The sequence below is a fragment of the Vibrio fluminensis genome, assembly GCF_015278125.1.
Taxonomy (GTDB): domain Bacteria; phylum Pseudomonadota; class Gammaproteobacteria; order Enterobacterales; family Vibrionaceae; genus Vibrio; species Vibrio fluminensis.
Map to the genome: position 1 here is coordinate 62764 of NZ_JADILO010000005.1, position 19827 is coordinate 82590.

The 19827-nt window shown below is 45.4% G+C and carries 15 protein-coding genes; 3 read left to right on the forward strand and 12 right to left on the reverse strand.

All coding sequences use genetic code 11. From position 1 onward, the window contains the following. Positions 1–42 precede the first annotated feature (42 nt). The 3 genes from brxC to IRQ95_RS05800 are packed head-to-tail and all read right to left on the reverse strand — an operon-like array spanning position 43 to position 4916. Complete coding sequence (gene brxC / locus IRQ95_RS05790) at positions 43–3702, reverse strand: BREX system P-loop protein BrxC (RefSeq protein ID WP_194436055.1); 3660 nt, start codon at positions 3700–3702, stop codon at positions 43–45. Between the two features lie 32 nt (positions 3703–3734). Further along, complete coding sequence (locus IRQ95_RS05795) at positions 3735–4322, reverse strand: DUF1788 domain-containing protein (protein WP_194436056.1); 588 nt, start codon at positions 4320–4322, stop codon at positions 3735–3737. After that, the gene (locus IRQ95_RS05800) at positions 4323–4916 is read right to left on the reverse strand and encodes a DUF1819 family protein (RefSeq protein WP_348541584.1); all 594 of its coding nucleotides are present in this window, start codon (positions 4914–4916) and stop codon (positions 4323–4325) included. A gap of 877 nt (positions 4917–5793) precedes the next feature. Here IRQ95_RS05800 and IRQ95_RS05805 point away from each other — a divergent pair. Both IRQ95_RS05805 and IRQ95_RS05810 read left to right on the forward strand, forming a co-directional pair. After that, the gene (locus tag IRQ95_RS05805) at positions 5794–6414 is read left to right on the forward strand and encodes a winged helix-turn-helix domain-containing protein (RefSeq protein ID WP_194436058.1); all 621 of its coding nucleotides are present in this window, start codon (positions 5794–5796) and stop codon (positions 6412–6414) included. Next, positions 6380–6784: a hypothetical protein gene (locus IRQ95_RS05810; RefSeq protein WP_194436059.1), complete on the forward strand. Its 405-nt coding sequence runs from the start codon at positions 6380–6382 to the stop codon at positions 6782–6784. Before IRQ95_RS05805 ends, IRQ95_RS05810 begins: the two co-directional genes overlap by 35 nt. 47 nt (positions 6785–6831) lie before the next feature. On the opposite strand, the gene IRQ95_RS05815 is transcribed toward IRQ95_RS05810, so the two are convergent. From IRQ95_RS05815 to IRQ95_RS05855, 9 genes are all read right to left on the reverse strand, one after another. Next, complete coding sequence (locus tag IRQ95_RS05815; RefSeq protein WP_194436148.1) at positions 6832–7254, reverse strand: hypothetical protein; 423 nt, start codon at positions 7252–7254, stop codon at positions 6832–6834. Further along, on the reverse strand, positions 7208–7852 hold the full coding sequence (locus IRQ95_RS05820) for a winged helix-turn-helix domain-containing protein (RefSeq protein WP_194436060.1): 645 nt from the start codon (positions 7850–7852) through the stop codon (positions 7208–7210). The genes IRQ95_RS05815 and IRQ95_RS05820 overlap by 47 nt, the downstream gene beginning before the upstream one ends. A gap of 435 nt (positions 7853–8287) precedes the next feature. After that, the gene (locus tag IRQ95_RS05825; protein ID WP_194436061.1) at positions 8288–9946 is read right to left on the reverse strand and encodes an electron transfer flavoprotein-ubiquinone oxidoreductase; all 1659 of its coding nucleotides are present in this window, start codon (positions 9944–9946) and stop codon (positions 8288–8290) included. Positions 9947–10189: 243 nt separating this feature from the next. After that, positions 10190–11341 (reverse strand): dihydrolipoamide acetyltransferase family protein, encoded by a 1152-nt coding sequence (locus tag IRQ95_RS05830; RefSeq protein ID WP_194436062.1) that lies wholly within the window; start codon positions 11339–11341, stop codon positions 10190–10192. Next, positions 11338–12321 carry an alpha-ketoacid dehydrogenase subunit beta gene (locus tag IRQ95_RS05835; protein ID WP_194436063.1) on the reverse strand — a complete coding sequence of 328 codons (984 nt, stop codon included), beginning with the start codon at positions 12319–12321 and terminating at the stop codon, positions 11338–11340. The genes IRQ95_RS05830 and IRQ95_RS05835 overlap by 4 nt, the downstream gene beginning before the upstream one ends. After that, entirely contained in the window at positions 12314–13408 is a 1095-nt protein-coding gene (gene pdhA / locus IRQ95_RS05840; RefSeq protein WP_123781923.1) for a pyruvate dehydrogenase (acetyl-transferring) E1 component subunit alpha, read from the reverse strand. The genes IRQ95_RS05835 and pdhA overlap by 8 nt, the downstream gene beginning before the upstream one ends. Before the next feature lie 609 nt (positions 13409–14017). After that, positions 14018–16093 (reverse strand): acetoacetate--CoA ligase, encoded by a 2076-nt coding sequence (locus IRQ95_RS05845; RefSeq protein ID WP_194436064.1) that lies wholly within the window; start codon positions 16091–16093, stop codon positions 14018–14020. A gap of 210 nt (positions 16094–16303) precedes the next feature. Beyond that, positions 16304–17230: an electron transfer flavoprotein subunit alpha/FixB family protein gene (locus IRQ95_RS05850; protein WP_194436065.1), complete on the reverse strand. Its 927-nt coding sequence runs from the start codon at positions 17228–17230 to the stop codon at positions 16304–16306. Beyond that, positions 17227–17979: an electron transfer flavoprotein subunit beta/FixA family protein gene (locus IRQ95_RS05855; RefSeq protein ID WP_194436066.1), complete on the reverse strand. Its 753-nt coding sequence runs from the start codon at positions 17977–17979 to the stop codon at positions 17227–17229. The genes IRQ95_RS05850 and IRQ95_RS05855 overlap by 4 nt, the downstream gene beginning before the upstream one ends. Before the next feature lie 153 nt (positions 17980–18132). Here IRQ95_RS05855 and IRQ95_RS05860 point away from each other — a divergent pair, with 153 nt between their 5' ends. Next, a complete protein-coding gene (locus tag IRQ95_RS05860) occupies positions 18133–19815 on the forward strand; it encodes an electron transfer flavoprotein-ubiquinone oxidoreductase (protein WP_194436067.1) in 1683 nt (560 codons plus the stop codon). The last annotated feature ends 12 nt before the right edge of the window (positions 19816–19827 follow it).

The following is a 19827-nucleotide window of genomic DNA, read 5'->3' on the forward strand; positions in this document are numbered from 1 at the left end:
GTCCATGGTGATTTTATTGCGGTATCCCACCGCAACGGCAAATTACTTGATGCGTACGCGGTGATTGCTTTCAACCAGCGTGGTTAAACGCTCACGCAGTGCGGCAACATAGGCTTCGACATCGTCCAAGCTTTCCATGTAGGCCGATTTTGACGTTGAGCGATAAACCGCTACGGCATCGACCGCTTGGGTGGGCTTAACGGCTGGCATGATGGGCGAAATAACCTTTACGGCATCAACGACGGCTGCGTTTCCTGTTCCTGGGGCAGGGTTTGAATCCGTTGCAGTGGCTGTGCCTGTTCCCGTTGCGGGTGTTTTGGCGGCGGCTTGTTCAATCAAGAAACGGTTAACTTGCTCTTCGGCATCTGCAAACCAGTCTTCGGCTTCGCTCAGTTGGTTACGAATTTGCGCGACGTTTTGCTCTTTCTCAATGCGCTTAATGGCGTCTTGGAATGGCATCAGGGCTTTGTTACTAAGTTCTGCTGGGGCGTTCGCATCATCGAGCAAGGTTTTGACACTGGTGACGTGTGCCAGAAGTTTTTGGCTGACCACATCGCGCTGCTGAGCAATAAAGTTGCTGTCAATCGCGGCAATGTTTTCTATCAGCGGTTGAATGTCGCGGATCTCGCGGTATGGACGTGGGCTGTGATAAATCGCATTCAGTTTATCGAGTGCGGATTTAGCGACGTCGTCTTTTTCCAGATACGCGCGGTTCGGCGCGAAGGTTACGCTTAACGCGCGCTCAAGGTTTTGCCAAGTAGCAAACTGGGTTTCATAGAAGTTTTCCAGTTCGCTGTAGTCTTCTTCAAAATCGCACAGGTCATCGGCCACGCTGATAAAGCGTTCAATAAATTGGAAGCTTGATGGCATGTCCGTTAATGACGCGAGCAGGGCAATGCCATCAGCCATTTCCTGTTTACCCGGGTAATGGCCGGTAGACGCTTTCGACTGAAAGCCTTTGAGCTTGCCAAGCCACTGGTTCAGTTTGTCGCTGGCACTGGTGAACAGCTCTTTTTCTGAGCTAGGCGCACTGCCAAACTGCAAGTCTTTATACAGGCGTGCGGCTTTCTTCAGGTTCGCTTCTGACTGTTGCTTGATTTTACGAATGCGCAGGTTGGCACGTTTTTGCGTTTTGCTTAGGTGCTCGTAACTTTGCTTGAGTGCGACCTCTTGTTGGTTAGCTTGGAAAGTGATTTTGTTGGCAAGCCCAAGACGTGCGAGCAGCAACACGATTTCATCGCTGTTCCAACCGTACGGACGTTTAGAGAAACGCTTGAGAATATCGTCTGCGGTGATGGCGTGGCTGTTATCTTCTGCCAGCGTAATGTACTGCTCGACTTCCATGAGCGCTTGCGGGTTAGCATCAGCCGCGTTTAAATCCAAGCCAAACTGCGCAGTATCCCCTGCGACGAGGGTTTGCTGAATTTCGGTGATGATGTTGCCTGAAAATGGCTTAATATATTTCAGTTTGCCGAAGGTGTTTTCGATGATGTAACGGTACGCACCATCCAGCATGGTGCTGATAGAGCCGCCTTTGGCATCAAATTCTGAACCCAGCGCATAGAAATCAGACTGTTTGATCAGATCTTCCAGTTCCAGTACCAATCGCTTGCGACGCGCCATGTTTTCATTGGCTTTATCACGGCGCAGTTGTTCTTGCTCTGGCGTACTGGCGTTGGATTTACGAATGTACTTTTCGGTTTTAATGTAGGTGCGCAGTTCGTCAAACAGCTTTGGCTTGTCTGCTAGTTTGATCAGAATGCAGTCTGCTGAACGGTTTGTGCAGTAACCGTGAGTGTAATCGTCGTAGTTGGCATCAATCTGCGAGACTACGTTCAGCTTGAGATCGCTTTCGCCATTGCGGTCAAACGGCATGCCGTTACACGTGCGGGAGATCGGGAAAAGCTGTTTGTTTTCTGGATAGGTGTACTTGTCGTTCCGGCGCAAGATCTCATCAAAGATGATACGGCTTAGTTCGTGGGTTTCATCTGATGGATCGATATCGGTATGTTGGATCTCTTTTTCGATTTCCCTCTCTTCATTGGTCAGGAACAGGTACTCATCCCCTTGACGGGCGATCAGCTGGTTACGTTCTAACGCATCAAGGCTGTGTTCGATCTGTTTGCGCAGTGTACGTTTGTCTTGATCTACTTCGCTGATGCAAAGCGTTACCAAGTTATCCAATGTCGATTTCACTTCATCGACATAGCGGATCATAAACAGGGTTTGCAGTACGTTGATGGCAAATTCATCAATCGATGACTTTTCCTGTGCGTGGTTAATATCACGTACGACAGCGGTATCAAGGAATTTCTTGATAGACGAGTAGAAACTGTAGATTGGGATCAGGCGGCCAATATCATCGCTGGCAAACTGGTTGCTCGCGATTTGGAAAGCGTCGATCAGTGAACGTTCGCCTTTACTCATGTGCTGACCCGATGCACCTGCTCGGCTGATCCCTGAGAAGATCTTTTGCACCAAGTTGTAGTGATAGGGGATGAACGGGTAGCTGTTAACGAAGTTTTCCGTACTGGTGTAGTTAGCCAGCTCCGCGCTGTTGCTGTGCTCGAAGCTCAGTTGGGCACGAATGATGTCGCCTTTGCTGTCATACAGTTGACTTAGGGTGTGCTTGGCCTCGTCTGTTTTTTCCAGCAGACGCTTTTCAATGACTTCATTGGTGTTTGAACTGGACAGAGAGATGCGTTCAAATCGGCCTTGGATCTTTGAGAAATCTTGGCTTTTTGAACCCTGCATTTTGCCAAGTACGGCATCAATGTCTTCTTGTGAGGTTACCACCACCCACGCACGACCACCACAAATGGTGCCGAGGTTTTCGGTGATGGTTTGCAGCTTCAGCATCATTTGGGTGTTCTGGCCAATAAACTGGCCGACTTCATCGACGAAGAACAAAATGCGGCGTTCTTGGCTGACGTCGAGGTAGTCTTTTACCCATTTGCAGAAGTTCGCGATGTCTAGCGGGAAGTTGTCTTCCAGCTTTTCAACCCACTGTGTGGTGGATGCCAGAGACTGACCAGTGACTTGGCTTAGTGCCTCGGCAATGTCGTCACGGTAAAAATCGAACGAATCACGTTGTTCCAGCCACGGTTCTCCAGAGATAGACTGGAAAGCTTGTTGGAATTGAATGAACATTCCACGAGCTTCAAGATCGCGTTCTAGATGGGCGATATGGGCGTGATCACCCGAGTAACCTAAGTGCTCGTTGAACACTTTTAGGAAGACTTTGAGGATCGCATCTTCTTTGTCGTCAGTATCTGCGCGGCTATCGATGTTAAACAGGATGACTTGGTTCTGTTTTTGAATCGCTTTTTCGATATCGCCAATTAGAAACGGTTCGTCCTTCAACTTGTCGCTGAAAAAATCGAATGCACGCTTGCTGTCGTCGTTGTGACGGGTTTCTACATTGCGCAACAGGTAAGAGAGGATCTTGATAAAATGCGATTTACCACTGCCGAAGAAGCCAGAGACCCAAATCCCTGATTTGCCCGCAATAGCGGCTTGTTCTGGGTTGTGGACGGAAGGCATGTAGAACTTGAAGAAGTTCTCAATATGGCCCTTTAGCTCTTCTGTGATCACGTATTCGTCGAGTTCGACAAACACGGTTTCATTTTCAGTTTGATCGGCTTTGACCACGCCATTAATTGGGCGGGCAATGTCTTTAGTAAATAACTGCTTAATTTTCATGGGTTGATTTTCGTCGACAGCTTGGTCAGTGTTTAAGGCACCAGCTTGAAGGCTCGGTAGTAGTTGTTGGATTCGATTTTTCCGAACGGACGAAGGGTGGCACCATCGTATTCGCCGGGGTAAAACATCACGGTGGGCTTGTTGCCGACTTTAGCGTGCAAGGCGTTGAGTAACCCGTGTCCACGCACAATCGGCCACACGCTGCCTAATCCGTGTAGAATGATAAAATCGCATTGAGCAATATCAGATTGTTCAACGATAAACTCGGCCACTCGGTTTTGTTCTAGTGGGCCTTTGAGTGCTTTGAACAGCGCATCATCACCTTTTTCAAATTGCATTTTGTAGGCGCGATCAAGCAGCCCGCGTGACTGCAAAAGCGTTACGATCATTTCAAACAAGTTAATGGAAGCGAAGCGGCGTCCCGTACTTTCTGCGCGCACAGTTAACTTGTTGATGACGATATTTAAATGCTCGCGAACCATTAATTCGTGCTCGGGAGCGTAATCAAAGATGTAAAAGCCAATCTCGCCGCCTAACTCTTTATTGGTTAGAAATTCTTCGCTTTCCAACCGTGATTGGATTTTAGCTAAGCGGGATCGAAGTGTGGTTGAGTTTTCCATTTAGGGCTCCATTACACGTAAAATATCTTCCCGATTCATATTGATAAGAATGGTTCTTAGCTCAGATGAGAGATAAACGTTTTGAATGTTCTTATCCTTAGTGGAGTCGATATAGCCAGCATCGAATAATATTTTAAAAACCACTTGCCCTATTTTATATACCGAACTCTGTGATAACTCAGAAAGTTCTGGGATTACGCGAGTACGATCTTCCCAAAAATGTAGCCAGTCATCTTGATTCAAAGATGTTCTATATAATCTCCTAGCTTCTAAGAGTACATGTTTGATGAAATCAATAAGAATAGGGGAGTCAATTAATGTCGCTACCAGCATTAGTTGCTTTGCGTCATTATTATTACTTTTTTCTAGCGTCGACAAAAAATCAGTGCCTAAACTAGCAATTCTTTTCCTAATGGTTGCCGCATTTCTTTTGGACGATGCTTGGCTTGGCTTTTGCAATAAATTTTCTTCAATAATTGCTTGATGCCAATCATTGCTTGAGGGTGATTGGATTAACAACTGGGCAATGAGTTGGCTTTCTCTAGCCATGAGTGAACCGCCAATAATGTCACCTAAGTATTTTTTTCTATTCACTAGGTTTGAATGATTTGAGTTGTGATGGCCAAACGATACATCAATGTCTTGATTATATAATGTTACATTTTTAAATTTATGATCGGTTTTTTTTGTTCTTTTTTCTGGTGAAAATTATTTAGTTACATTATCGACTGACACTCTTTGTATAAATGCTATGTGACAACTTAAACTCTAGTCTACCAAGTGTACCCATTACGTGGATTAGAAGGAAAATCATTTAATATTAGTTGTTTATGTTATTTCTTTGTTGGTGTTGAGGATGTTGGTGCGCAAAAAATAAAGTGAGGATTTGTTGTTATTAAATGATTTTTAACTAATGCAACCATCATTATGTAACAGCTTGCTTTCTGTTGTTAATGAGATTTACTTTTTAATTGTTTACATTGTAATTATTTAAAGGTTAAATTGCCGGATTTTGGCTTTGATTAAATATTTAGTTTTGACTTGTATTATTACTCAATAGTTTTGTTGTTGATGTGTTTTTTTCTGTCTATAAAGGTTTTTTTGTTATCTGATGACAACTATATGAATTCTACCAGGGGGGGGGGTTGTTGATAAAATTATAATCTAGTAATTTTAATGTTTACCATTGTTTGTCAATGAATTGTTTTCTTTGTTATTGTTCAAAACGTTGCGTGTATAATATTTTTTTCGATAAAATAATAGTTGATTTGCAAGTCAATTGATTTGGTTTTAATACAATTAAGGTGAGAAGCATAGCATCCTGATGTTGGGATGAAATTAATTAAATGATGATTATCCATTCTTTTCCGGACGTTATGAATCAGATTTGGATGTGATCATCTTCACATTTTGTATGATTTGTGTATAATGCCCGCTTTCTGTATACGGTATTCCATAGAGTAATTATCCGATGATAAATCAAGGTAACACTATAATTCTTGGTGATTTAATATGGGAAGTGGAGTCTAAAGAGCTTAAAAAAGTGGATGGTGATGCTGCCAATGAAGTCGCAGTAGTGTTGACGCCAAAGCAGTATCAGTTGTTAAAGTGTCTATACGATGCTTACCCCAATGTACTAAAAAAAGAAGAAATTGTTGGAGAGGTTTGGAGCAATACATTTACCTCACCGGAAAGTTTGCCGCAATTGATTATTCGCACGAGACAAGCAATCGGTGATACGACCAAGCAGATACTAGTAAATCAACCGGGTGTTGGCTACTCGCTAAACTTTCAATCGCCAGTTATCAATGAAGTTGAAAGCCTGCCAACGGACTGTGAACCAAGCAACGATTCTAAGCGAAAAAAAACGCGTTACTTTTGGAGGTTACTGTTAGGCTTAATGTGTTTAGTGACAGCTTACAATGTATTTGAAGTTTGTAGCGCATTCTATTACGCATCGGTGTTCAAGCAGTTACATCACAAAAATTATTATCCAAATATTTTGAGCACCACTGACGGTAAAACTGAGGTTTTAATTGGCGAAACTAAGTGTATTTATGAAAAGAAAAAACTCATTCTTCAATGCCCATAGGATTAAAACAATACTGCTATTCTTAATTGTGAACGTCGTATTACTCGTGCTTTATCAATTCAGTGTTGTGGAATTTTATGGCACAGTTGAAAGGCCACATGTGGCATGGAGTTCTTACACTCAATTTCACAATAAAGACATTGAAACTCAGGTGGTTATTTCTCGCAAAGCGGACGATTATATAAAATCACTTTCTTATGATTATCATTTAAGTAAATCTAAAGGGGGAGAGTATATTGTAACTGGAGGCTCTAACCCTGAACCAGTCAGGCATACCCGGGTTTTTTATCTAGATGAGCAGTGCAGTTTAGTTTTTAGTAACTTTACTGAAATGATTGTTAATAAAGTGGCGCTGCGCTGTTTATACTAGATATTGATAATGAATAATTATCCCCAGAGTATGTCCTCTGGGGCTTGTCAGTAAAAACATCGCAGTGAGGCATTTTCCATTGCGAGTTTATCCCTGCCGCTAAAGAAAAGCGCACACTTATCATCGATCGCAAATAGTCGGTTATGGCTAATCGCAATCGAGTCATCGTCCCCTAGTGATATAAACGAATTACCATGCGTTTCAGACTCTACATAAGTGTTGGTATGAGAAACTGTCTTTGCATGTGGATCATCTACTTTTGAGTAGATGATCCGAGTTTTGAAATCTTGCTTATACAGAGTTGAGTGTATCGCCCATCGGTAACCTTCAGCCTCTATACGACCATAAACATTCACTTCAGAGTTCGATATCACAAAAAACGATGCGATATTGAGTATTAGCAGAACGGTTATCGTAATCGTTTTATTGGCATGTAAGTAGTTGAGTGTTCTTAGTGTAGTTGCATTCATTGTTATCAATCACGATAGAAATATTGTTGTTGTCAATTTGTTTTGCGTTAGAGTACGGCTGCGCGAAAAATGCGCTCACAAATTGATGTTTGTAATAAGCAGCCTCAACAGCCGAACCTAAGTTAAATAGGGTCAATACAACTAGCACCGGCATGACGAGCTTTACTTTCAGGTTTGCTGGTTTGGCTTCCACACATTCTTTTGGTGTTGGTGCTGGCTGAGCTGAATTTTCAAAATCATTTTGCTCGTTAACTTCCTGCTGTTTTTCCTTTACCGAGAAATTGAGCGTGTAACCTACGCCTGGCTCGTTAACCAATATATCCTTATTAGTATCACCTAGAGCGAGTCGAGTTCGGTTGATAAGCTGAGGCAAACTCTCTGGAGATGTCGGTTTAGACTCCCAAACAAAATCAACGATTTCGCTTCTTTGCAAAATGCTTGGATGCGCGTGGTATAAGCAATGTAGTAGCCGAAATTGTTTTGGCGTCAGGGTGACTTCTTTACTGTTGTATCCAGTTGTGTCGCTTTGGATTCGTTCCAGTTTTCTTGATTCTACATCCCATGTAAAACCGCCGATAATTAGCGTTGTTTTATTCATAGCTCAATTAATAGTGCTTAAGCAAAAAAGTGTAATTCGCAACACAAGCTTGATTGTCTGTTACGAACGTTTTTAAGACGACTGTTTGCTAACGGTTAGCGCCTTATAATCTGTGGTGGTGATTTTGGGCTGGATTATAGGAGTAGTGGTGTTGTGTAAAATAGTTACATGCCCCAGATGAGAAGAGACGAGTTAAGTAATGAGTGAAATCGGTTTTTTCATTCTAAGTTGTTGATAATATTCAATTATAATTTAATGTAATCGTCACTTACATCAAATTACAGTTTCATTTGTACGGCACAGGTTCAGTGTTTTTTCGCATCTATGTACTGCTCGTTACTAAAACGAATTAGGATGCCTTAGCGTTTAACCATCGAGCATATTTAGGTGTTTAACTGTGAATTCGTGGCTTAGTTTTGACACAGAACTTCGCTGTTACATATTCCGATACCCCGGTCCGCCGCCACCTTCTGGCGCATTCCAGATGATGTTTTTTGACGGGTCTTTAATGTCACAGGTTTTACAGTGGACGCAGTTACTGGCATTAATCTGTAAGCGAGGTTTACCACTGTCGGCGATCACTTCATAGACACCGGCAGGGCAATAACGTTGGCTTGGCTCATCAAACTCACTTAAGTGAACGTCAATCGGGATAGTTTGGTCGACAAGGTGCAAGTGGCAAGGTTGGTTTTCTTCATGCTGCGTGGCTGATAGGTAGACCGAGGACGGCTTATCAAAGCTGACAATGCCGTCAGGTTTTGGGTAGTGGATGGGCTGGCAATCACGGATGGGTTTTAACGTTTCATGATCGTGCGCTTTATCTTTTAGCGTCCAAGGCAAGGGCTGATTGAGTAGGGGCTGCCAAAGGTTGTGTTCCAAAGTCGACAACGCGCCGCCAAGCACACTGCCAAACTTGTGAATTGAAGCGCCAAAGTTACGTGACTCATGCAACTCTTCAAATAACCATGATTGTTCAAACAGAGTTTGGTAGTCAGGCTCGGCTTTCGACTCTTTAACCGCTTGATGAATTGCTTCGGCGGCAAGTAAGCCGGATTTCATCGCGGTATGGCTGCCTTTAATTTTCGCAACGTTGAGTGTTCCGGCATCACAGCCAATTAATAAACCGCCCGGGAACTGTTGCTTCGGTAAGGAAGATAGCCCACCTTTGGCGATTGCTCTTGCACCATAAGCGATGCGTTCTGCGCCATGTATATGTTGGCTAATAGCAGGGTGGTGTTTAAAGCGTTGGAATTCATCAAAGGGGCTAAGGTAAGCATTGGTATAGTTTAAGTCGACAATCAGCCCGACGCTTATTTGGTTATCTTCCATATGGTAGAGAAAACCACCGCCGGTGGTATCAGACTCACTGAGTGGCCAGCCAGTGGTATGAATCACTGTGCCAGCGTTGGCTGCGCTATCTGCTGGCAGTTGCCAAATCTCTTTTAAGCCTAACGCGTAGTGTTGAGGTTGTTTGCCTTTATCCAGTTCAAAGTGTTGGATTAGCTGTTTGCCTAAATGTCCGCGGCAACCTTCTGCAAAAATCGTAAACTTGGCTTTAAGCTCAATACCAGCCTCAAAATTACTTTTCTTCTCGCCGTTTTTATCGATTCCCATATCGACGGTATTGATGCCCGTTACTTTGTTTTGCTCATCATAGTTTATCGACGCTGCCGCGAAGCCGGGGTAGATCTCGACGCCGAGCTCCTCTGCTTGTGCACCAAGCCAGCGACACAAGTTCGCTAGGCTGATCACGTGGTTGTTGGCATTATTGTGCATCGGTTTGGGAATTAAAAACTGGGGCAGTCGAACATGATTATGCTCTGTGGTGAGATAGAGCATGGCATCACGCTCGACTGGGTTGCAAACCGGTGCACCGAGAGATTGCCAATCTGGGAAAAGCTCATCGAGTGCTCGAGTTTCAAACACCGCGCCAGAGAGTATATGTGCGCCAACTTCGGAGCCTTTGTCGATCACACAGATCGATAACGGTGATTCTACCTGCTGGTTGAGTTGTGCCAAGTGGCATGCAGCGCTAAGCCCAGCTGGACCCGCGCCAACAATCACCACATCAAATTCCATACACTCTCTGTCCATCCTTGGTCCCTCTGGTTATAAGTCCAACTCTCGCTTATAAGTTGGTCGTTGTTTTGTGTGCATCCTCTGGATTAATACCAATCAGCATAAGTCTTTGATCATTCTTGCTGATTAAAATCGCTGATAACGTTGTTGCAGGTTTTGTAATTAGAATAACTAGTTAGCGGCAACCTGCGCCTAGTTCTAAGCGATTTTCCTTGCGCAATTAGCTGACCACTTACTTATCCTGATTGGTATAAAGCGTTAACTGCCTGATCTGCCGAGATGCTGAGTGAGCGCTTTGGTAAATCTTGCTGCCTCACCACCGGTACATGCTCGGTGGTCAAAGGTAATCGACAGAGGCATTGCTTTCACTGCGATGGCTTTTCCATCCCTTATCACCACTTTTTCGATTATTCGACCAGCACCGACAATCGCGACTTGTGGCGGAGTCACAACTGGTGTGGCATAGATGCCCGCGATCGCGCCGAAGTTAGACAGGGTAATGGTGGCATGTTGAAGCTGCTCGCGACCAATTTTTCGCTCGCGAATGCCTTGAACGGTTTCATCTAACCAGCGGCGCACATCATGAGGCTGATATTCATCGGCATGGCGCAGCACGGGCACATACAAACCATGGCGGCTATCTACAGCAATACCAATGTTGACTGTGGTGTGCACACATCGGGTCATGGTTTCAGCATCAAACCAAGCGTTCATAGCAGGTTCTTCTTGGCAAGCGTGGACGACTGCTTGTATCAAGCGGATACTGATATCTTCTTGTGGCTTCCAGCCATCGAGTACCGCCTCTTCTGTAATGGTTACGGCTGCAACGTTGTGGTGTGACTCTGCCATGGTCGACACCATTGTGCGCCGCGCACCTTTAAGTACTTCAGTACCTGGGCGTTGTTTGCCTGCTTCGTTGTAAACGTCTGCGTCAACGATCAGTCCATCCTGTCCACTGCCTTTGATTCGATTGATATCGACACCCAGTTTGTTGGCAAGCAAGCGAGCAGATGGCAGGGCAGTCACTAAAATATCTGCTGACGGGTTGTGCTCGCCACCAATCCAAAAATCGTCAACGTTTACACTGTGCGCATGCTGGGATACGTTACCGACTACTGTGGCAGCGTCCGCTTTCTTTGTTTGTTTGCTGTGCTCAGAGGTGGAAGAGGTTGCACCTGTCTCATCGATCTCCAGTAATAGAGCGCCGATATTGACGATATCGCCTTCTTCACCATGACGAGAAACAATGCGACCACTGTAGGGCGCTGGAACATCGACAGTGGCTTTGGCGGTCTCTACGGTGAGAACCACCTGATCAAGCTCAACCATGTCACCAACATTGATATGCCATTTTACAATTTCTGACTCGGCGAGCCCTTCGCCAAGATCGGGTAAGTTAAAGGTTTTCATTGCCAATCCTCCATAAGTTCACGCGCTGCAAGCACAATATCGTCTTGTTGGATCATGTAATAATCTTCATTGCGGTAGTAGGGCATGATGGTGTCCATTCCGGTTACGCGCTTTGGTGGTGCTTTGAGCAGGCACATCGCATGTTCAGCGGTGCGCGCCAACAGCTCAGCGCCGACACCACAAGTCTTACTGGCTTCATGGACAATCAGTAAGCGTCCGGTTTTCTCTAAGGAGCGGAATATCGTCGCGGTATCAATCGGCTTAATGCTGGCTAAGTCGATCACTTCAACCTCGATGCCTTGGGTAGATAATGCTTGTGCAGCTTGAAGAGATTCCACCACACACGCTCCCCAAGTTACCAGAGTAATGTCGCGTCCTTTACGCAGGGTAAAACAGCTATCGAGTGGCAGCGCTTCACCGTTATCGACTACCTGCGATTTAACGGTACGATAGATGCGCTTAGGTTCAAAGAACATCACCGGATCGTTACTGCGAATCGCCGCGAGCAATAGACCGTAAGCGCGTTGTGGGGAAGAAGGCACGATGACCTTGAAACCGGCTGTGTGGGCAAATAGCGCTTCGACACTTTCTGAATGGTGCTCAGGAGCGTGGATACCACCGCCAAAAGGCGCACGAAAAACGGCTGGGCAGGTGAGCCTACCGCGTGTGCGATTGCGCATCCGTGCGGCATGACACATCAAATGTTCCATAGCAGGGAAGACAAAGCCTTGAAACTGGAACTCCGCCACAGGGCGTAGCCCTTGCGTCGCCATACCCACGGTCACTCCGCCAATCAGCGCTTCGGCTAGCGGTGTATCAATCACACGCTTAAGACCAAATTTCTGTTTTAGACCGACCGTGGCACGGAAAACACCGCCATTGTCGCCGACATCTTCACCGAGCACGACAACATTCGAGTCTTGCTCCATTTCATGATGGAGCGCGAGGTTCACTGCCTCAACTAAAGTTAGTTCAGCCATGTTTGCCTCCTTGCATGCGCATTGCTTTGTTGATCAGATGATCTCTTTGCGGGTGGAGTTCTAGTGGAAGAGATTCATAGAGGTAGTCAAAGCCTGTTTCTGGCGCTTGGTTTGGTGTATTTAAGTAACGTTCAACGGCTAATTCCACTTCATTTTTGCAATGCTCTTGCCACTCTATTTCTTGTTGGTGGCTCCAAACACCTTGGTGGGTCAAAAACAGTTTTAAGCGACGAATCGGTTCATATTGCCATGCAGTTTGCACTTCATCTTCGTTACGGTAGCGAGTTGCGTCGTCGGCGGTGGTGTGGTCGCTCAAACGGTAACTGATGGCTTCGATTAAGGTTGCACCTTTCCCCTTTCTTGCACGTTCTAATGCCGTCATGGTTGCGTCGTAAACCGCAACCACATCATTACCATCGACGGTAATACCCGGAATTCCGGCTCCTTTGGCTTTCTCGGAGAGAAATTCAGCGGCACATTGCAAACGACGTGGTACCGAAATCGCCCATTGATTGTTGTTAACCATGAATACTAAAGGTATGTTCCAAGCACCTGCACAATTAATCGACTCTAGGAAGTCACCTTTTGATGTGCCACCATCGCCACACATCACCAGCGCAGCGTCATGATTGCCTTTAATTTTGAGAGCTGAAGCCACGCCGACTGCATGGGTACACTGGGTAGCGATTGGCACGCAAAACGGTAAATCTTTGCTCGGAAAAGGGCTGCCTTGCGGCGTAAAGTCACTGCCTCTTTCGTCACCGCCCCAATATTGAAGGTTTTTTTCCATTGCGACACCGCGACACCACATGGCGGGCATATCGCGATAGTAGGGAACGAATACATCACTGACTTTGAGTGAGCGCCCAACGGCGATGCCAATTGCCTCTGAACCAAGGTGTGAAGGGTAAGTACCGAGTTTACCTGTGCGTTGTAGCGCCACGGCTTTGTTGTCGTAGGTGCGCGTTAGCACCATATCTTGATAAAACCCGACTAAAGTGTCGAGATCAGCCCAGTTGGGTAGTTGGCTGACGAGGTTCCCATCATGGTCGATAAACCGGTGCATGGGTAATGCCTGAACGTTCATCTCAAGCTCCTTTTGACGTTGCTTGTCTTTTGGACGGCAACTGTTCACTTTAATCAAAGTCCGTATGGGTAGTCAGACTTTGAAGATTACTAATAGCTCTAACGATCTTCGACTTGCTCAATACTTGCTTTTTCAGCTAATCACAACACTGTCTGCTGCAATTGGAGAGTGTGTTGCTAGTTACTGCTGGCAAAGCGGAGTAAAACAGCGACGAATCTCGATATAAACTTATACGTTAAGTGTAAATAAAATGTTAAACATTGCATCAAGTCTATTGAGTGGAATCAGTAAACTCTGTCTTACAAGGGCGTTTTACAGTGTAAAATGCTAATAATTGCGAAGGCGACTTAATAAATATGAATATTATCACTAGTTGAAATAACAAATTCGCAACATAATAAAGAGTTGAACAATGGGTGATTTGGGGATTTATAACTTATAAATCACGACTTTGGTAAAGACGCTCGGTTAATTAGAGCGAAGCAAAACGACTTACAGTGAAAGGTTAGCAATAGGCGCAAGTGGACGTGCTTACCTGCGCCTCTTTGCTTGACATCTCGATTTTATGACGGCTTTAACTGCGGAAATCACAGCGATACCGCCGTGATATTAGGAGTTGATAGCAGAGGTGACCGCTTTTATCTCATCTAATATCTCTGGGTTAGCGATAGCGCCGACATTTTTTACCTCTTGACCATTGATTACTTGTTTTACCGCTAACTCAACGATTTTACCTGAGCGGGTTTTGGGGATATCGCTAATGGCAAATATCTGCTTTGGTACATGGCGTGGAGAACAATTGTTTTTCAATACAGCGCTAATTTGGTCTTTAAGTGTCTGATTAAGAGCAATGTTTTTCTCAAGTTTTACCATCAGCCATATCTCTTCTGTTTGTTGATTCAATTTGCCTACGGCAACGGAATCCTCCACGCCCGCGATATGATTAACCTGCTGATAAATCTCTGCGGTGCCGATCCTTACGCCTCCGGGGTTTAGGGTCGCGTCACTGCGCCCGTAGAAGACAAAGCCATCCGTATTGCGTTGCATGACATCATCACCATGGTGCCAAATATCTTGGAATTTGTCCCAATATGCGTTGTGGTAGCGTTCGCCATCATCATTCCAAAAACCGATAGGGAAATTAGGCAGAGAATTGACGCAGGTGAGCTCGCCACGTTGTTGTATTACCCGCTCGCCTTTGTCATTCAGTACTTGTGCATCCACGCCTAATCCCGCGTGTTGGCATTCTCCTTTGTAAAGCGGTGAGATAGGGTTGCCGAGTACAAAACAGCCGCAAATATCGGTGCCACCTGAGATGGAAGCAAGATGTAAATCAGATTTAATGTTCTGATATACATAACTAAATTGTTCCGGATAAAGCGCCGAACCCGTTGAGCAAAGGGTGCGCAGGTTAGGCAATTTAAATTCTTGATTTGGGGAATAATGACTGTGTTCGATCGCTTCTAGGTACTTTGCTGACGTGCCAAATAAGCTGACGGATTGCTGCTCGGCTAGGCGCCATAGTGTGCTGTTATCAGGATAGACGGGATTTCCATCATAAATCACTAATGTCACGCCCGAGGCGAGCGACGATACATGCCAATTCCACATCATCCACCCACATGTGGTGTAATAGAACACGTTGTCATTAGGTTTTACGTCACAGTGTAACACGTGTTCTTTTAAGTGATTAAGCAGCGTACCTCCAACAGAATGCACGATGCATTTAGGTTGTCCGGTTGTTCCTGATGAGTAAAGAATGAAGAGTGGATGGTTGAATGGTACGCGTTGAAAGGTGAGTCGTTGCGGTGATGAGCTCGCGGTGAATTTGGTTAAAAGATCTTGCCACGTGATGAAGTCAGACTCGGTTGTTGGGTTTGATTGAGATTGAGTATTTAGATAGTCGATCTGGCAGACCTTGATGTTGCGGCTTATCTTTCCGTTAGATGCTTTTTCGTCAAATGATGTGTCGTTAAGTGATTTGCTGCGATTTAGCTCTTTACTAATGGCTGCGTTCTTTTCCTGCATCGGGAAAGTCTTACCGTTAAACTGATACCCATCACAGCAGAAAAGAACCTTGGGAGAAACCTGACCAAAGCGTTCAATGACACTGTCTACACCAAAGTCTGGAGAGGTTGAGGTCCATATTGCTCCGAGGCTGGTGGCGGCGAGCATAGCAATAACCGCTTCTGGAATGTAGGGCAAATAGCCTGCTACAACGTCGCCTTGGCTCACACCGCACTCTCGTAACCAAGTTTGCACACAGTAGACTTGATCAATAAGTTGCTGTCCGGTGAGAGAGCGCTGCTGATTTTGCTCGTTAGTAAAGGTAATAAACGCGCGATCTGAGTGCTTCAATGCGGCGTTTAACGCATTCTTAAGCAGGTTTTCGGTGTAATTCAATTGGCTATCTTCAAACCATAGCGCATCTCTGTTTAGGGCTGGCTGTTGCCATTTAGGAGCGCCGATAGTCTTGGTCTTTTCGCCCAACTCACCAACCACATCACAGAAATGCCAAGTTTGGCGCCAAAATTCCTCGTTGTGCGTTAGTGACCATTGGTGAAGTGAGGAGTAATCCGAAATTGGCTCAGAGTTATCAAGATGGTTTATTTGTTCGATAAAGCGAGCAAGGTTACTGTTGGCAATTCGCTCTTCTGTTGGCGACCATATTGGTGATTCCTTCATTATGAATTACTCCGTCATGTTTCCCTTGAAACGGTGTTCCTGTTTAGTGTTTAGTGTTTAGTGTTTATTGCTGATGGCGCTTGATCACGGCAACCAAAGATTGTGTAGTAACGACAAAAGGGGAGCAAACCGCTAATCCCCTTCGGTGTATATAGCCATGCATACAGCTATTGCATACATAGAAGTCTGATATCTGATCAGTTGTACTGATTACAGCTGCTCGACGAGCTGTGGCAGAATTTCAAAAAGGTCGCCGACCAAACCATAGTCTGCTATTTCAAATATAGGACAATCAGGATCTTTGTTGATTGCGACTATCACTTTCGATTCTTTCATACCGGCTAAATGTTGAATTGCTCCTGAGATACCAACAGCAATATAGAGTTTCGGCGCGACGATTTTACCCGTCTGTCCTACTTGCAGATCATTGGCGACATACCCGGCGTCTACCGCGGCTCGTGAAGCGCCAATCGCTGCGCCCAATTTGTCCGCGACTTGCTCGATCAAAGCAAAGTTCTCTTTGCTGCCAACGCCTCTTCCGCCTGACACCACCACTTCAGCCGCGGTTAATTCAGGACGCTCACTTTCAGTTTTATCAACGCTGATGAGCGTCACTTGCGCTTGGGTTAAATCTGTCTGGTAACTTTCGATAGGCGCGGTGTTGCTAAGCTCAACAGGTTCGAGCGCGGATGGACGAACCGTGATCACGCGAACAGGATCGCTTGTTGTGACACTCGCGAAGGCGTTACCTGCATAAATAGGGCGAATAAAGGTATCTTGATTGACGACTTGAACGATATCGGAAATCTGCCCAACATCAAGTTTAGCGGCGACGCGAGGAGAGAGGTCTTTACCTTTTGAAGAGGCACAAAACCAAACGGCTTGAAAGTCTGAGGCGAGATTGGCAATCACAGGAGCTAGGTTTTCTGCGAAATGATGGAGATAGTTGGGGCTATCGATAACCAATACTTGCGCGACATGGTTCGCTTGGCTTGCCTGCTGTGCAACGGTTTGGCAGTCACTACCAATCACTAATAGCGTGTTTTCTTCACTGACTTGGCGAGCAGCATCAATGACTTTGAGCGTATCAGCATGAAGTTGATGGTTGTCGTGTTCTGCGATGATTAAGTTCTTCATTCGATCACCTTGGCTTCATTACGTAGTTTGTCGAGTAGTTCTTCAACGCTCGCCACTTTAATACCACTTTTGCGTGGTTGTGGCGGCTTGACTTCATTAATGGTCTGAGAAAATCTTACTTCAACCCCAAGACCCTCTGGTGTCTCGACACTCATCGGTTTTTTCTTTGCTTTCATGATATTAGGTAATGAAGCGAAGCGAGGTTCGTTGAGGCGAAGGTCGGTACTGACCACGGCAGGTAAAGGCATCGCAACAGTCATCAATCCACCATCCACTTCTCGAGTGACTTGTAGTTGTTGATCTGAGATCGACACTTCAGAAGCAAACGTCGCTTGCGGCCAATCCATGAGGGCAGACAGCATTTGTGCGACTTGATTATTGTCAGTATCAATCGATTGTTTACCCGTGATCACTAGGCTTACTTGCTCACGTTCTGCTACGGCTTTCAATAACTTCGCCACAATCAACGGCTCGATATTGTTTTCGGTATCAATATGAATGGCTCGATCCGCTCCGAGGGCGAGGGCAGTGCGTAACTGCTCTTGACTATTTGTTTCCCCCGCACTGACCACAATAACTTCTTCGGCAATCCCTTGCTCTTTGAGCCTAACGGCTTCTTCTACCGCTATCTCACAAAACGGGTTAATCGTCATTTTGACATTGTTCGTTTCTACGTCGCTGTTATCTGGCTTTACGCGAACCTTAATGTAGGGGTCGATGACCCTTTTTACCGGCACTAGTATTTTCACGTTCTATTCCTTTTTACAGTGAAGATATTGTGGTTACTTGTACGTCATGTTGTGTTGTTTAAATTTATGTTAATTTACCTTTACGTTTACGTCAACTTAAAATATATTGATGATTAACAAGTTGGCAACATAACAATAAAAAGGAAAGAAACCATGGAAAGAGACTGCATGGAATTTGATGTGCTGATTGTTGGTGCCGGTCCCGCAGGGCTTTCGGCTGCGTGTAAGATCAAACAATTAGCCGTCGAGCAGCAGCAAGACATCTCGGTGTGTGTGGTAGAGAAGGGCTCGGAAGTTGGCGCTCATATCTTGTCTGGAGCACTGTTTGATACCACCAGCTTGGCAGAGCTGTTCCCGCAGTGGCAAAGCCTTGGGGCACCGTTACAAACGGCGGTGACTGAGGATAAAACTTGTTATCTCACTAGTGAAAACGACAGTTATGAATTGGCACCTTGGGCGGTACCCAAATCGCTGCATAACCATGATAACTATATAATAAGCCTAGGCAATTTGTGCCGCTGGTTAGCAGAGCAAGCAGAGTCGCTCGGTGTTGAGGTGTATGCGGGGTTTAGTGCCGCTCACCCCATTATTGATGATGGAAAAGTGAAGGGCGTGATCACCGGAGATATGGGGCTGGATAAGGCGGGGGATCCAAAAGCAAATTTTGAGCCTGGAATTGAACTTAGAGCCCAATTTACCTTGTTTGCAGAGGGCGCGCGCGGGCATTTGGGCAAGCAAATGATCAAACATTTTCAACTAGACTCTGAGCAAGTTGCACAGCATTACGCCATTGGATTTAAAGAGCTTTGGCAAGTGCCCTCTGAGCAGCATCAACCCGGTCTCGTGGTGCATGGCACTGGTTGGCCATTACAAAAAGAGGCGACAGGTGGCAGCTATCTTTATCATCTTGAGAACAACCAAGTGGCTGTTGGGTTGATTGTCGACCTGAACTACAGCAATCCACACCTTAGTCCTTTCGAAGAATTTCAACGCCTTAAGCACCATCCACTATTTAGCCAATGCTTAAAAAATGGTAAACGAATAAGCTATGGGGCAAGGGCGATTACTAAAGGCGGTTACCACTCTTTACCCACTCAGCAGTTTGCTGGTGGCTTATTGATCGGCTGCGATGCAGGTACGCTCAACCCCGCGAAAATTAAAGGGACACACACCGCAATGAAGTCAGGTATGTTGGCTGCGGAATCGGTGGTTGAAGCGTTAGCGAATAAAATGGAAATGGCTGACTACCAGAAACATTTTGAGCAATCTTGGTTGTATGACGAACTCTATAAAGCAAGAAACTTCTCCCATGGCATTCATCGCTATGGCACATTAGGTGGGGGCGGTATTGCGTTACTTGAACAGAGCATTCTAAACGGTAACGCCCCGTGGAACATACGTTGCGACAGGCCTGACTATCAAACATTGATGTTGGCTAATTCCTCTCAAGTGATCGAATATCCTAAACCAGACGGGTTACTCAGTTTTGATCGACTCTCATCGGTATTTCTCTCAAATATTTACCACGAAGAGAATCAACCTTGTCATTTACGCTTGCAGAGTGAGCGAATTCCAATCGAGCAGAACCTTGAATTGTATGCTGAACCTGCCCAGCGATATTGCCCTGCGGGAGTGTATGAAATTGTGCAAGATCAGCAGCAGACCACTCTAAACTCTGCGCCGAACTCCTCGTCGGAATCTAGGGCGCAACCCGTGTTGCAAATCAATGCGGCCAACTGCATTCACTGCAAGACCTGCGACATCAAAGATCCCAGTCAAAATATTGATTGGACACCGCCAGAAGGTGGGGGTGGACCAAACTATCCCAATATGTAGTTAAGTGAATAA